Source organism: Ravibacter arvi (assembly GCF_039540405.1).
GTDB lineage: Bacteria > Bacteroidota > Bacteroidia > Cytophagales > Spirosomataceae > Ravibacter > Ravibacter arvi.
Genome location: NZ_BAABEY010000010.1, coordinates 35407 through 49847, shown reverse-complemented (window position 1 = coordinate 49847; position 14441 = coordinate 35407). Strand labels below are relative to the sequence as shown.

General features: G+C 50.4%; 7 protein-coding genes. All 7 read right to left on the bottom strand.

The window, feature by feature from the left end; genetic code table 11:
* Positions 1-45: 45 nt before the first annotated feature.
* Complete coding sequence (gene sov, locus ABD852_RS04325; RefSeq protein WP_345026793.1) at positions 46-7275, bottom strand: T9SS outer membrane translocon Sov/SprA; 7230 nt, start codon at positions 7273-7275, stop codon at positions 46-48.
* Positions 7276-7388: 113 nt separating this feature from the next.
* Positions 7389-7979 (bottom strand): Holliday junction branch migration protein RuvA, encoded by a 591-nt coding sequence (gene ruvA / locus ABD852_RS04320; protein ID WP_345026792.1) that lies wholly within the window; start codon positions 7977-7979, stop codon positions 7389-7391.
* Between the two features lie 68 nt (positions 7980-8047).
* Positions 8048-9889: a LysM peptidoglycan-binding domain-containing protein gene (locus tag ABD852_RS04315; protein ID WP_345026791.1), complete on the bottom strand. Its 1842-nt coding sequence runs from the start codon at positions 9887-9889 to the stop codon at positions 8048-8050.
* A gap of 49 nt (positions 9890-9938) precedes the next feature.
* The gene (gatA, locus tag ABD852_RS04310; protein ID WP_345026790.1) at positions 9939-11375 is read right to left on the bottom strand and encodes an Asp-tRNA(Asn)/Glu-tRNA(Gln) amidotransferase subunit GatA; all 1437 of its coding nucleotides are present in this window, start codon (positions 11373-11375) and stop codon (positions 9939-9941) included.
* A 101-nt stretch (positions 11376-11476) separates the two neighbouring features.
* A complete protein-coding gene (locus tag ABD852_RS04305) occupies positions 11477-11686 on the bottom strand; it encodes a Sec-independent protein translocase subunit TatA/TatB (RefSeq protein WP_345026789.1) in 210 nt (69 codons plus the stop codon).
* Positions 11687-11835: 149 nt separating this feature from the next.
* Positions 11836-12267 carry a YkvA family protein gene (locus ABD852_RS04300; RefSeq protein WP_345026788.1) on the bottom strand — a complete coding sequence of 144 codons (432 nt, stop codon included), beginning with the start codon at positions 12265-12267 and terminating at the stop codon, positions 11836-11838.
* A 37-nt stretch (positions 12268-12304) separates the two neighbouring features.
* A complete protein-coding gene (locus ABD852_RS04295) occupies positions 12305-14437 on the bottom strand; it encodes a carboxy terminal-processing peptidase (RefSeq protein WP_345026787.1) in 2133 nt (710 codons plus the stop codon).
* Positions 14438-14441 lie beyond the last annotated feature (4 nt).

The following is a 14441-nucleotide window of genomic DNA, read 5'->3' as shown; positions in this document are numbered from 1 at the left end:
GGTTCCCTTTGTAAGGGACCGTTGTTCTCCCTTTGCAAGGAACCGTTACTCTCCCAGGTTGAATCGCAATTGGACGCCGCCTGAGGACACCGAACGATAGAAGCTGTTTGAAACCAACGGGTCGTTAAACATACGTTCGAAATAGAATTGCAGCGTCAACCGGTTGCTCACTACGTAGTTAATCGTCGGCCGCAACTGGAAGTTAATATTCCCGGCTGTAGGCGTATTTTCGGCTACTTCGCGCTTCACACCTGCTTCTTCTATCTCGATGATCTTCCGCTGGATGGATCGCGTATCTCTGAAGGTAACCGACATCTGTGCCGTCAGGTCGTTCTTCAATCGTTTCCTGACGCCGTTAATTTTGAACGGGATCGCCACATTGCTTTTGGTAAAACCAAGTGTTACAGTCAGATCCTGGTTAAACAGCTCCTGCATTTGAGTATTTGCAAGGTTCAGCGCGACCGTTCTGTCGCGGTTGTAGTCAATCCTCCCGGTGAGTGCGCCTGTCGTCCGGAAATTAACACCGATAAGCGGCGAAAACCTTTCGGCCATCGTGATGGTAGACATGGCAAAAACCGGGATGTAGTGCCCGTACTCATTTACGTGGCTGTACAGCGGATTGTTGTTCACCAGGTTTGAAGCCATAAGATAACCGGTTACGGCAAGGTTTACATACATTTCCTCGTAATTCAGCGAGGAGGTAAAGTTTCCTACGCTATAAGTAGAGGTATAATTATGCTCCAGCGAAAATGACTGGAAAATATTCTTGAACAGCGGGATCTGGGACAAGCCATTGTATCTCACCGACCAGTTGGGGAACGGAAATTTGAGGAACGGGCTCGTTCTCATCTTCCCGGTGCTGTCGGCGCCCCGTCCGCTGTAAGCCGCAAAAAAGGCCGGTATCAACACATCCTGTGAGTTCCCGTTGTAAGTCCCCTCCCCGATGTTGTTGACATCACGGTTCAGGCGATCGGCTATCAGCTGCCTGTACTTGATAAAATTATCAAAGACCGGCGAGGTGTGATCCCTGTTCATCTTTGCCAGGGCTGTTCTGAACGAAAGGAATGACATGCTATACTGGCCATTTCGCAACGGGCTTTCGGATCTGAAAACGCCTCCTTCGTCGGGCCGGTAAAACTCCTGGTATACGTCTTTGCGCGTATAGTCAGCCTTTACATTGATTTGCAAGTCCTTAAACGGCTCAAGTGTGGTATTGGCTTCAAATCGCTTGTCAATGGTCTGCTGGAAAGGCTGATTCAGGATTCTGCTGGTGGTTAACCATCCCCTGGAGGCGGCCTGCTTCTGGAAATCCCTCTGCTGTTCGCCCAATACAAAACCAAGGCCCGGCGCTCCGCCCTTATCCATCCCGAAGAACCTTGGCGCGCCAAGGAACCCGGGAAGGGCCGTCGTTTCCAACACGGAATAACTCACGTTGATCCCCCTCACCGTCATCAAAACCCTGGTGAAATCTTTCAGCAGCTGGCTCGACTGGCTACGCGCCTCTTCGATGTCGCCCGGGCTGCGGGTAAAATTCTTTTTCGCGGCTCTGGGGGTATTGGCAAATTTAAGATACCGCAGCTTGTTGTAGAGTGCTACAAAGTCCACTCTCCCCGAAATTCCCCGCTCCCGGCTGTTCCGAAGAATATTACCAAATTCAGCGCCATTTTCATCCACTGCGCCCAAAGCATTGGCCATGAAATTATAACCGATCCGGTGGTTGTAATCTGCCGCAATCCAGTCCGTAAAAGGAATCTTATCGAGCGGAAGCCGCCATGTCAGATTAATCCGCTGATCAAAATCTTTTATCCGGCCCAGGTTTGCAAAGTTTCGCCATAGCGTATCCTTCTTGGCTTTGGAATCCAGGTCCCCGTAAGGTTCGTCAACGATCGCCCGTGCAGATGCATTGTACGACACCACCATACTCTTCGTAAGGTTCCATGTCAGGTCATAGAACCGGTTGAACCAGAAAAACTTCTCGAAATACGGGAGCTGTCCGTCGGTAGTCAGCTCGGCATTGCGAAGCTGGGTACGGACAAAACTCCGTTCCACGTCGCCCCGGATCGCAATCGATGTCGGGTAAAGATTCAGGTTAAAATCTTTGATAAACGTTGTATAGGCATTTGTCGTTTTCCACTTTTTGAACGGTTCAAATGGTTTGGCGTTTTTTGAGAACGCATAGGCAATTCCTCCTTTATACATTTTCTGCAGAAATGACTCCGTCAGGATATTGGATTTCTTCAGGTCATTAAACGCGTAGGTAAAAGCAAAATTCTCAAAATCGTACAAGTGCGGGGTCCGGTTGCTGGTTCCCACGCGCATTTTCCGCACGTTTGAAAGGTTAATTCCGCGTCGGGTCGTATTGTCTACCACCATGCGCTTGTAACGCTCCCGCTCGTCGAAGCTCCTCAAATTGTCCAGGGAGTTATTCAGGCGCATGTCGGGATCCAGGGGATCATACGTGGGCGTAATCTGTTTCCTGTCGTAATTCAGGAACAGCGGGATGCTGAAGCCCCAGTTTTCGGGCAAAAACTTATCCACCGAAATATTGGATGCGATCCCGAAATCACTGGTAAAAGCGCGGGAACGTTCGCCGATTTTGGTCTGCACGCCTCCGAAACCGAATGTTTCCACACGACCGGTTGCCTTAATGGTGGCCAGATCTGCCAGCTTTGCATCCAGTTGGCCAATTGCTGACCAGCCGGCGGTTTGGTCAAATCCTTCAGCATGCATTTCATTTACCCAAAGGCAAAAACTCTGGGGGCGCTCGTCTTCAGACACGGGATTTCTGGCGCCGATCATTACTACGCGTACAAGACTCAGATCGGGATTTCCCATCACCGTTATACGATACTGTCCGTCGGCACTTGTCACCGAGTACGGCTGAGAGTAACTTCTCCCCCATTCCCGGTTCCGCTGTGATTTGGCATTGATCAGGTCTTCCAGGAGGAAATTCATCTCATTGGCTTCCGGCCAGATCGCGGAGGCCGCCGCGTCGCCTGGCCTGGTAGCGATCAGGTTGATCTTTTCTACTTCATAATAATTCTGGCTGACGTCCGTTCCCAAGCGCATAAACACACCGGTTCCACCCACTATCGGGTCATCGCTGTGCATATGTACGTACATTTTCAGCCGCTTTCTGAACTGAAGATCGAGGTTTACGTTTTTAAATACGCCCCTCGAATCACCGTCTTTAAGACCGGTCACACAGAGACTCATTGCCTGTTCATTCAGCAGAAAGTTCTGGTTGGGCTGCGTAAAGTCACGGTCTCGCTCCCAGCCCGGCGGTACGGCATAAACGTATTTACCGGATGCTTCGGAGCCTACCTGGCCGTTTTCTTCCACACTGACCGTTCCTACCGTGAACTTGGCATCATATTTCTCCGGCACCTCCATCTGGTTAACGGCATTGAGATCGTAAGTGTATTTACGATATTGCTGACCGACCAACTGGAGCTGCGCAAAACGGAGCACCACCGGATTTTCAAAGTCAGTCAGGTACATTCGCATGAACCGGATCGACTTAAAACTGTTCATATTGTCCGTTTTGCCGGTAAACTCGCGTACCGGGATCCGGAAAAGATACCACTCTGCCTCGCCCGAAGAAGTTTTGTCGACGATATATCCTTTCCCTACTTCCAGTTGCCCGGGCTGAAGGTCGATCTCGTATTCGTAATATTCTTCATTGTTGTTTATCGTATTGTCGGTATTCAGGTCTTCACCGTCCGGCAGATTGGTGTTCGCCTGAGTAAACTGGTTCCGGTTCTGAGTGCTTTCCGGGGAGTTGTTCTCGGTCCCAAGGAAATTTTTGTAACGCTGCAGAACATTAGCCTTTTCTGCGTCCCACTTTTCGCCCAGGTAAAAATCAAAATCATCCCCTGAAGGGTCCTGCCGAATGAGCTCCATTGCCTGGGGGCTCACCGTACTCTCCACTTTATTCAGGAAACTCTCTGCAAAAAATGCGCGTTCGTCGTTGCTGTTCATGCCGTCAAAACCGACATCCTGCCGCGCCCTGCCTCCAGGCTCATTGCTAAAAGCGTTGATCACGAATTGCTGGCGGGTCACATATCCCCACTGCGTCGAATCCACATTAACCCCGACTACCCGCTCGGCAATCGGCAGGCCATTTTCAAAATTGTACCGCTCATCGGGAATAATATCTTCCGATATATCGCCCAGGTTAAACACAAGTTTTCCGCCGGTAGCCGTCCGGTCAATATTGTTACCGGAGGCGTCGGTATAGCCGGCCCGCACCACGCCGTTCGGACTGTTGATAAAAGGATTTAGCAACCAGAAATCAATGGTTTCTATATTGGCATTATCAAAGTCATTGTCTGCGGAAATCGCACGGGTTACGGCGGCAAAGCTCTTTTTCGGATCCTTCAGTCTTCCCTGACTGGTAAGGTCGGGATTGTAGTTATACATTCCGCGCTCGGCCGGATAATAGGCGACATCCAAAATGGTCAAAGGCAGGTTAACCACAGGAAGCGCCTTTCCGGGGAAAAGCTCCTGGGGCATAAACATCCGCTCATAGTGGTTTTTTACATCACTTTCCGGCAGAACGGGCATCCCTATATTAGCGCCGAAATCATTGCCGGAGAATACGTTATCCACGTTATAGACCGATATCTTCCCGCGGTTGAAGGCGTAATCCAACTTCTGGGAGCCGGCTCCGTTAAAAGGAAACTTCACCGAATTCTGCGGTGTTGCGCCGAGCTTCCACATGGTTGCCTGCCGCGCCAGGTCATACACTGTCCTCGACGTCTCAAAATCATCGACAATGGCCCGGCCATTGACCCGCCGGTTCAGCCCGGGGAACAATTGTGCCGCCTCGCCTTTGAAATGGATATATGACATTTCTTTGGTCTGGATCAGCGGAAGCTTGTCAAGAAGCCTGGTGAGAAAGGGCGCTTCTTTCCGGATACTTCCATCGACGCCGATAATGGTATTGCTGGCCGGCTCATTTCCGATCGCCACCCGCTTCAGAAAACCGGCGGGGGTCTCGTTGTAATGCATGGCCGTCATCCCGATCCGGACGTCTTTGTTGAGCAGGTAATCCAGTCGCGTACCTACCAAAGTTCTGATCTGGTTGTCGAAAAGGTCCGGTTTTTCATATTCCACAACGATTTCACGTCCCGAATTCATGACGGAGGGATTAACAATCCGCAGCCTCCCCGCCTGCGCTTCCACGATATAATCAGATCCGCGGGCCAGCGCTACCCCGCCGGACATTACCATCACCGACTCTTCAGATACGCCGAAAGGCAGCTGGATATCCGCCCCGTTGGCAGACATATAGCTTCCCTTCAGATAATATTTGTTCTTTTCGTTGATTTGCTGCGCCTCGATCATGGTCGTCCGATAAAGTTCATCGAACACGTATTGTCGGGCAAGCTCGGCTTCGTCGGCGTCAAAGTAGGAGGCAATGGTTTTGCCGAAAGGTTCGAGAACAGGGAAGATTATCCGCCCGTTTTGGGGGTCTACTGTATACCCCTCAACATAGTCAAAATTCCCGTCAGCCTGGAAATCCCCGACATTGTTCATCCGATCCAGCATCATGGCCCGTACAAGCGGCAGATTCTGCAACCGGCGCCCGACCTGCAGGTTGGGATTGTCGATCCCCGTTACGTCATCCTTGTAAATAATCCGCAACTGGAACCCCTGTTTATCGATCTGGGATCCCCCCAGGGAATAGATATTTTTCATCATCAGGTCCCACATCGGCTGCGCGGTGTTGTTCCGGATGGTAGAAGATTTCAGCAATTTGAGTGCAATCACTTCGTCGTCCCTCAGGTTCTGGTAGTCTTCGGTAAGCTCACCCACCTTATAGGACCGGCCCCTGTACGTATATTCGTAAGCCACGGCAAGCACCTCGTCATTCCGGAGCGGAACTACCAGCGACAGGTACCCCAGCTGCGGATTAAAGATATAATCTCTTTCGGGCGTAAGCTTTTTCGCGCCGCGCAGAAGTTCGTAGTCGATGTTTTTTTTGAGTGACAGGGGCGCCGACGTAAGGGTGGTGTTGGTCTGGTCTACCTGCCGGAATGCCGGATAGGTAAGAAGGCTCCTGTAAAGCGGGTCCTCCCGCATATCCACCGGGGTTTGCGTAGAATTTTCGGTGATGTTCGTAAAACCGACCACATTTCGCAAGGCCGCCGTATTGGCAGTCCTGTTGGTAACGTATACTTCTATCCGCGTTACTACGGCAGGCGAAGTCACGTTCGGCAGCGTTTTCAGCGACTTTTCGTATTGCTCACGGAACAGGTGCGACAGGAAAAAGTGCTTGTTTTCTTCGTAGTTGTCGGACCTGATTTCAAATTCTTTTCCTTGAGCGCCGCCCCTTAGCACGATGCGATCCTTTCTTGACCGTTGCTGAGACGCAACAAATGTTGCACGCAGCCTGCCGAACTGCATCTCGGTTTTCAAACCGAAAAGGTTCTGCATCCCCGGGATAAGCTGGGTATTGGTAATCCAGTTCACGTTACCCGCCTGAACGGATTTAATAAAACTCTCATCCTTGCCCTTGTAATTTAGCTTGAGCAGGTTTTCAAATTTGAAGCTCGCCTTGGTGTCATAGTTGGTCAGGAAACCAAGCCGTTCGCTGATTTTAGCATTAAAGTTGATGTTGATCTGCGGCTTGAATACAAAGTCAAAATTCCTGCGCTGGCGTATAGGAATAGACGGATTGTCGTTGAACTGGTTCATAAAACCAATGTCCATGGTCACAAACCCATTGGGCATCAGGTCCAGGAAATCATTCCCGAGCAACCGGTCCAGCGACGGCGGCAGATCCAATTTGGGCAACAGCCTCCCGGCTCCGTATGCTTCCGACTTCCCGGCATAGTCCCGGAGCAGGTTGTCGAATACCCGCCGGTTTTGAATGGCGTTATAATCCTTGAGATCAATACTTTCGGTTGGACGGTATTCCAGGTTTCCTTTTTGCGATTCGACCTGTTCGGACACAACAATATCTCCGGACGGAGAGAGTTCGATCTGCGTGGAAACGTTTGAAGGAGGCTTCTGGTAAATTGGTGACTTCGGCCGGGGTTCCAGGAATCGGTTCCTGTAATAATCTTTCCAGTTGAGCTTGGTTCCCCTGCCTGACCTCACCTGCTCTTTACGCGTAGTGTCGGGCAGCGTATCGACGACAGGCTGGTAAAACTTCAAATCATAACGACCTGCCACCGGGACATCTGTGACCGGAACAGCAGCCATATAAACCGCTACTACCAGGAGCAAAGAAGCACGAAACAAGAGCTGGTAAAGATATTTTTGCAAAATATTCGACCGATTTTCTATTTGCTTTGAAGAAGGCTTATTGCAGTATGCGAATCCAAAACGCAATATACCATCCAATTATTTTCTATACGGCTGCAAAACTAACAAGTAACTTACCGAAGCGATAATTTTATCAGTTCTTCAACACTCACATTCTCGCCGTACTTCTTGAGAATCGCGTCCAGGCTCTTCTCCGCGACCGCCCTCGCTACTCCCAAAGTCACCAGAGCTGCCAACGCTTCTGCCCGCCTGCTGCCTCCCGCCCCGCTATACGCCGCTGCAATATCACTATCTCCCCCATCTTTCAGCATCCGGTCTTTCAACTCCAGGACGAGCCGTTGGGCTGTTTTTGCGCCAATCCCTTTTATCCCCTGAATCACTCGTATATTCTCCTGGATGATTGCCCCCCGGATTTCTGGCGCCGACATAGAGGAGAGCATGATCAGGGCCATAGCGGGTCCGACTCCCGATACGCTTATCAAGTGCAAAAAAAGGCTTTTTTCGGACGACTCCCAAAAACCGTAAAGGATGTGCGCATCCTCCCTGATATTGAGAAAGGTGAAAAGTCGGCAAACAGCCCCTTCCTCCGGCAAAGCAGCATACGTCTGAAGGGATATTTTCAGTTCATAACCTACTCCGTTTGCTTCAATAACCGCGAAAGACGCCTCCTTATGAGCCAGCTTTCCGGAAATATATGAGATCATTTTGCGGCGTTCTAAAAAATCAAACCCCCAGCCAAAGGACAGGGGGTAAAAAATTTAAAAAAAACAGGCTAACCGGAGATCAGGATTTTCATTCCGGCCTTAAGCGCGTTTCCTTTTATCTTGTTCACTTTCTTAATCCAATCTACGCTCAGCCCATATCTTTTCGAAATTGCCCAAAGCGTATCTCCCGACTGGACCACGTGATACATTACGCGGTCTCTTACCTTGGCGGTAGCTTTTGCGGCTACCTGAGCCTCTGCTACCGGCTCATGCCGCGGGATCTCAAGCTGCTTACCGGCTATGACCTTTTTACTTTTCAGGTTGTTAAAGCTGATCAGCTCTTCTACTTCGACATCATACTTTTTTGCAATAACAATCAGTGACTCCCCTCTTTTGATAGTATGAACCCTGGGCTTCGATGTCGACGCTACGGTCTTCGCCGCAGCGGCCGGCCGTGAATTCACCGGCGCAATTGCCTCCGTCCTGGTCTTTTGCCTTATTTCCTGCTGTGCAACAAGAACGGTGTCGCCTTCGCCAGCGTTCAAATCGCCAGGCTCGGCATCCTCCCGCGCTTCAACAGCGGCAACAAGTGTAACAGCAGAATCGACAGCGGTTGCAGGAGCCGGTGCTTTTTTTGCCGCACTCGCTAACTGCACATTATCCGGTAACCGGCGGCGGACCGTTTTGACAATTACCAGCCGCTGTCCGCGCTGCAGCCTGCTGCCTTTGATCCGGTTGGCAGCTTTGAGCTGTGCAACCGTAACACCATGCTGCCTTGCTATCGACGAAAGCGTCTGACCGCTGCGCACGGTATGTCTTACTTTTGAGCTTACCAGCTCGTAGCCGTCCCGGACGCTGCGCTCGTCGGCCAATTGCATTCCGGGATCGCCGGTCACTTTGGAAGAGGAGTCCAGGATAGCCACCAGGTTATCGGCCATCAAAGCCGCCTTAATGGCCGGGATTTTCAGGCTGAAACCCTCGTTGGACTGCGGCAGGTAGGTGCCAACCAACTGGGGATTTTGCTCGTAAATATCCTCCATAGTGAAGCCTCCCAATGCGGCGAAGGTGCGGAGGTTAAGGTATCCCTTTACCTGTATGGTGTCGGCTGCCGGCATCAGCTTAAGTTCTGACGGAACAATTCCGTGATCCTTCCCATAATGCATCAGGTAAATCATGGCCACAAACTGGGGCACATAATTGCGGGTTTCTTTGGGAAGAACCGGGTAAATCCCCCAGAAATCACTTTTTCCTGTACGCCTGATGGCCCTCCGGACATTTCCCGGCCCGCAATTGTAGGCGGCGAGGGCCATTTCCCAGTCTCCGAAAATATTGTGCAGCTGACGAAGGTACCTGCAGGCAGCCTGGGTCGACTTTTCAGGATGAAAACGTTCGTCGATACATTGATTTTGTTCCAGGCCGAATTCTCTTCCGGTAGCTCTCATAAATTGCCAAAGCCCGCCGGCCCCGGCCCTCGAAATAACGCGGGGATCCAGCCCCGATTCTATCAACGGGAGATACTTGAGCTCATCGGGCAGGTTGTGAGCTGCCAACGCCTTTTCGAAAATAGGAAAGTAAAGTACCTTGGTTTCAAGCATCCTTCTTGTAAAAGAAGGCCTTTTGTCGATAAAGAAATCCACGTAACGGTGCGAGTGCTCGTTATACCGCATCGGAATTTCATTCTGAAGATATTTGAACCTGTCCTTCAGAATAAAAGGCGCAACCTGGCTATCTGCCTGTTCTTCGCCAATCTCCGGGACCAAATCAATTGCTGACACCACCGTTGCGGTATCCTCCGTTATTTCAACTGAAGCTTCTTCTTCTGCCTGCTGCTGGGCGCTGGCTCCCAAACTAACGAAAACAGCAAAAGCGAAACTAAAACTCACAAGCCTCACATCATTCAACTTTTTCATCAATACCACTTGCGGGTTAAAGAGTTTAGATTTTTGTTAATACCTGAATTTACTCTGTAGAAACCAATCCGGAAACATGGTTCCCGAATGACAACAACTTGTCTTCCTCAAAAGCGCGTCCCATCATCTGAAATCCGATAGGAAGTCCTTCCCTATCGACACCGTTAGGCACAGAAATTGCCGGCAGGCCCGTCACATTTGCCTGAACTGTAAAGATGTCGGCAAGATACATCTGCAGGGGGTCCTGCGTTTTTTCTCCCCGCTTGAAAGCGGTGGTCGGGGCAACAGGCGATACGATAAAATCAAACCGGCTAAGTGCTTCCTTTGTTTCGTCTACTATTAGTCTTCTAACGCGTTGTGCTTTGGTATAGTATGCGTCATAATAACTTGCGCTCAAAACAAAGGTCCCGAGCAGGATCCGTCGCTTCACTTCTTTCCCAAACCCTTCGGATCTGCTTCTCTTGTAAAGTGTTTCCAGATCTTTCACCCCTTTAGCCCGGTAGCCGTAACGAACACCGTCAAAACGGGACAAATTAGAGCTTGCCTCGGCGGTTGTAAGGATATAATAAGTAGGTAAAAGGTACTTGGCCGACCGGAAGGAAACAGGTTCAACCACATGGCCCTCTGCTTCCAGCTTGCGCAGCATGGACAGGGTCTGCTCCCTGACTTCCGGCTGAATGGCTTCCGAAGTTACGCTCTCTTCAAGATACCCGATCCGCGCTTGCCCGGACCACGACAGTGAAGCGGAATAAGCGGGTACTGCTGCCGAAGACACCGTACTGTCAGCGTCATCCTTACCGGCTATTATTTCAAGCAGCAAAGCCGCATCCTCTACGCTGCGGGTTATTGGCCCTATGCAGTCAAAAGAAGAAGCATACGCTACCAATCCCCAACGGGATACCCTGCCGTAAGTAGGTTTCAGACCTACGACGCCACAAAATGAAGCCGGTTGCCTGACAGACCCGCCGGTGTCGCTCCCCAGCGAGGCATGGCACAAACCGGCCTGCACCGCTACCGCCGATCCGCCGGAAGAGCCTCCCGGTACCCGATCTGTGGCGGCGGCATTCGCTACCGGGCCGAAGGCACTGTTTTCATTTGACGACCCCATTGCAAACTCGTCGCAATTCTGGCGCCCGATAATTACGGCATCTTCGTCCAGCACTCTCTGTATAACCGTTGCATGGTAAGGAGATTTATAACCGCTCAGAATCCTGCTTCCCGCCTGCAGCGCATATCCCTGGTGAGAGATTACGTCTTTGACACCAATCACAAGCCCCGCGAGCCGACCGGCTGACCTGGTCTTTACGCGGGCATCCACTTCCCTTGCGCGCGCCAGCGCGTCCTCCGCATATACCTCCACAAAAGCATTCAACGACTCGGACCGGCCTATGCGGTCCAGGTAATCCGTCACAATCGCTTCACAGGTCAGGCGACCTGCATACAATTCGAGCTGAATAGCCGAAAGTTTATCGAAAGATTCAAGCACTGACCTTTGAAGTTCTTCTTTTGAAAGAAAAATAAGAGCCGTCTTGCGTATAAAGCAAGACAGCTCGTCTTAATTAATTACGATAAAAACACCAAAAAAGGCTATTTCTTGGCATCCTCTGCATCCATGCTCTTTTCGATGCTTTCTTTTACATCCTTCGTAGCATTTTTGAATTCCTTGATACCCTGGCCCAAACCTTTCATCAATTCAGGAATCTTCTTAGCACCAAACAATAGCAATAGCACTAATCCAATCAAAAGCATTTCCTGACCACCCAATCCCATAAAAGCCAATACTGCAGCTGGTTCCATTATGATATTCATTTATGTTTTCTAAAATCTATTTTAATATTAAAGCTACTCCCTGTCAACGATATACCCTACCGGGGCAACAAATTTAACAAATATAAAAATGACATACTAGAATTACCATTCGTTTGTCAACAGGCACCGCAATGTCATCACCCGATTTTAATAGTATTGCGTTTTTCCCAGTCGGAAAACTTCGCAATTTCTTTTTCCAGTACATTGAACATCCAGACCACCAGCGCCACGTCATCGGCGATACCAAGAATGGGCAGCACGTCCGGGATAAGGTCCAGCGGAGAAATGAAATACACCAGCACGCCGACAATCGTAGCCATACTTTTGATGGCTACGTCCCGATAGGCCCCGGTGGCATAGGCCCGGACGAAACGGATCATCAGCAGCAACTGCTCCTTCACATCTCTAACGCCCTCAGCCACTCCTTTATTTTCCATCTTCTGCACTCCCTGCTGCAGCATGACCAGGAGCAATGCCTTATTTTTAGTCAGGCGCATACCGGACCTCATCATCTTCGCGAAAATAGCCGACTTTAATATACGCTGAATCAACGAATCTCCTGCTTTCATTACTTAACCGTTCTACCGATTGTGATTAATTCCGATGTTATTTCTTTTTTGATTTGCGCTGACGGTCCACCAGGCTGGGCTCTTTCGTAAAAGCAACTATATCGCTCAAAATACGGCCGGTCTCCTGCAGGTATACATCTTTCTTGGCTGCTTTTGTGTTGGTGGCCGTTGTATCCGCCTCGGCATCCTCATCCTCTCCCGACAAATCGTCATTAACAGAAGCAATCACCTCTCTCTTCTTCTCCGCATCGTCCCGCTCCTTTTTCCGGATGGCTTCATTCAAAGAAAGCGTTTTCTGCTCCCGTGCCTCCTTGAAGATAGCCAGATCCGACACCAGCTTAATAAGCGTTTCATCCGATTTCAGCCGCTTTTTATGGTTATCGTTAAGCCAATCCAGCAACTTCTCGTTGATGAAAGGTGTTTCTTCATACGCAACCGACTTTATCTGGTCCCACGGCAGCGCGCTGGATTGGGATTTCTCCCTGAACTCATCCGTAACATGCGCTGTAGGCAGGCCCACATCTGGGGTTACCCCTTCCAGCTGTGTGCTGCTCCCGTTGATCCTATAGAATTTAGCGGTGGTCATCTTGATCTTGCCCAGCTCCTCTTTGGCTCCCGGATCATACTGATTAAGATTGATGAGCGTTTGCACTGTTCCTTTTCCGAAAGTCTGCTCACCTACAATCACCCCTCTTTTATAATCCTGGATAGCTGCCGCGAAGATTTCTGACGCCGATGCACTGAACCGGTTTACCATCACCGCCAGCGGCCCGTCGTAGGCGATAGCCGGATCAGTATCCGATTGCACTTCAGTATCTCCCATCGTCTCCTTGATCTGCACGACGGGTCCGTTCTTAATAAACAGCCCGGTCATGGCTACGGCCTCGAAAAGTGACCCGCCCCCGTTGTTTCTCAGGTCGATCACCAACCCGTCTATCCCTTCTTTTTTCAACTCACGAATCAGGTTCTGAACATCGACTGAAGTACTGGCGAAACCTTTTTCCCGCCTTTGCACACCTTCAAAGTCGCGGTAAAACTGGGGAATGCTGATCACTCCCAGCTTACGCTCGCCCTGCGCCGTAGGGACCGTAATGATCTGCTTTTTAGCCCGCCCTTCCACCAGGTTGATCTTTTCCCGGACAAGCAAATATTCTTTGGGCGAAGTATTGGGAAGCGCGTCGGCCGGAAGAATCTGCAAGCGCACAATAGTTCCTTTGGGGCCTTTGATCAGCTTCACGGCATCGTCAACAAACCATCCGACAATGTCTACCATTGCACCGTTTTCACCCTGGGCTACCCCGATAATACGGTCTTCCTTTTTAAAGAATTTGCTTTTGTAGGCGGGCCCTCCCGGGATAATATCCTTGATACGGATATAGTCACCGTCTTCCTGGAGCTGGGCACCGATCCCTTCCAGTGACTGGCTCATCTCCTGGTTAAAGCGGTCTGCCGCTACGGGTGACATATAACTGGTATGCGGATCGATGGATTCCGCGTAAGAATTGAAATAAGTCTGGAATGCCTGTTCGGTCTTGATCCGGCCAAGATTCCGGGCCCTGTTTTTATAGCGCTGCTGCAACAGGGTGATAGCTGCGGTATCCGCCTTGCCGGCAAGCTTCAGGTCCAGCGCCTCACTTTTTATGTAGCGGAACCAGAGATCATCCAGGGCTGCGGTGTTAGGCGCCCAGGGTAGCTTCTCCCGGTCGGCCTCCAACGTCTCCTTCCCGGTAAAATCCTGCAATTTGGGATTTGCCAGGATCTTTGTGATATAGTCGTTGCGTTCCAGCCAGCGCTTGCGGTAAAGATTGAAGATGTCGTAGGGGACATCCAGCTCCCCGTTCTTCAAAAAGTCATCGAACGAATAGCGGTATTTTTCGAACTGATCGATATCCTCCTTCGTAAAATACAGGCGCCCGGGATCAATGTCCTTAAGATATTTGTCCAGGATAACAGACGACAACGAGTCATTGACGGCTACTTTCCTGTAGTGAAGCCTGGTCAGCAGTTTCAAGGAAGTATCTTCCGCTTCGTACTGCGCGCTGGTCGGCTTTAAATCCTGAAAGACCCCGCGGACAGCCGAAGAATCCTGCGGAACGTCAGTCCGGTCCGTATCCCGGATATTGCCTCCGGCAAAAATGACAGGTATTAAGGTAATCAGGTATTTTCTCATTCTT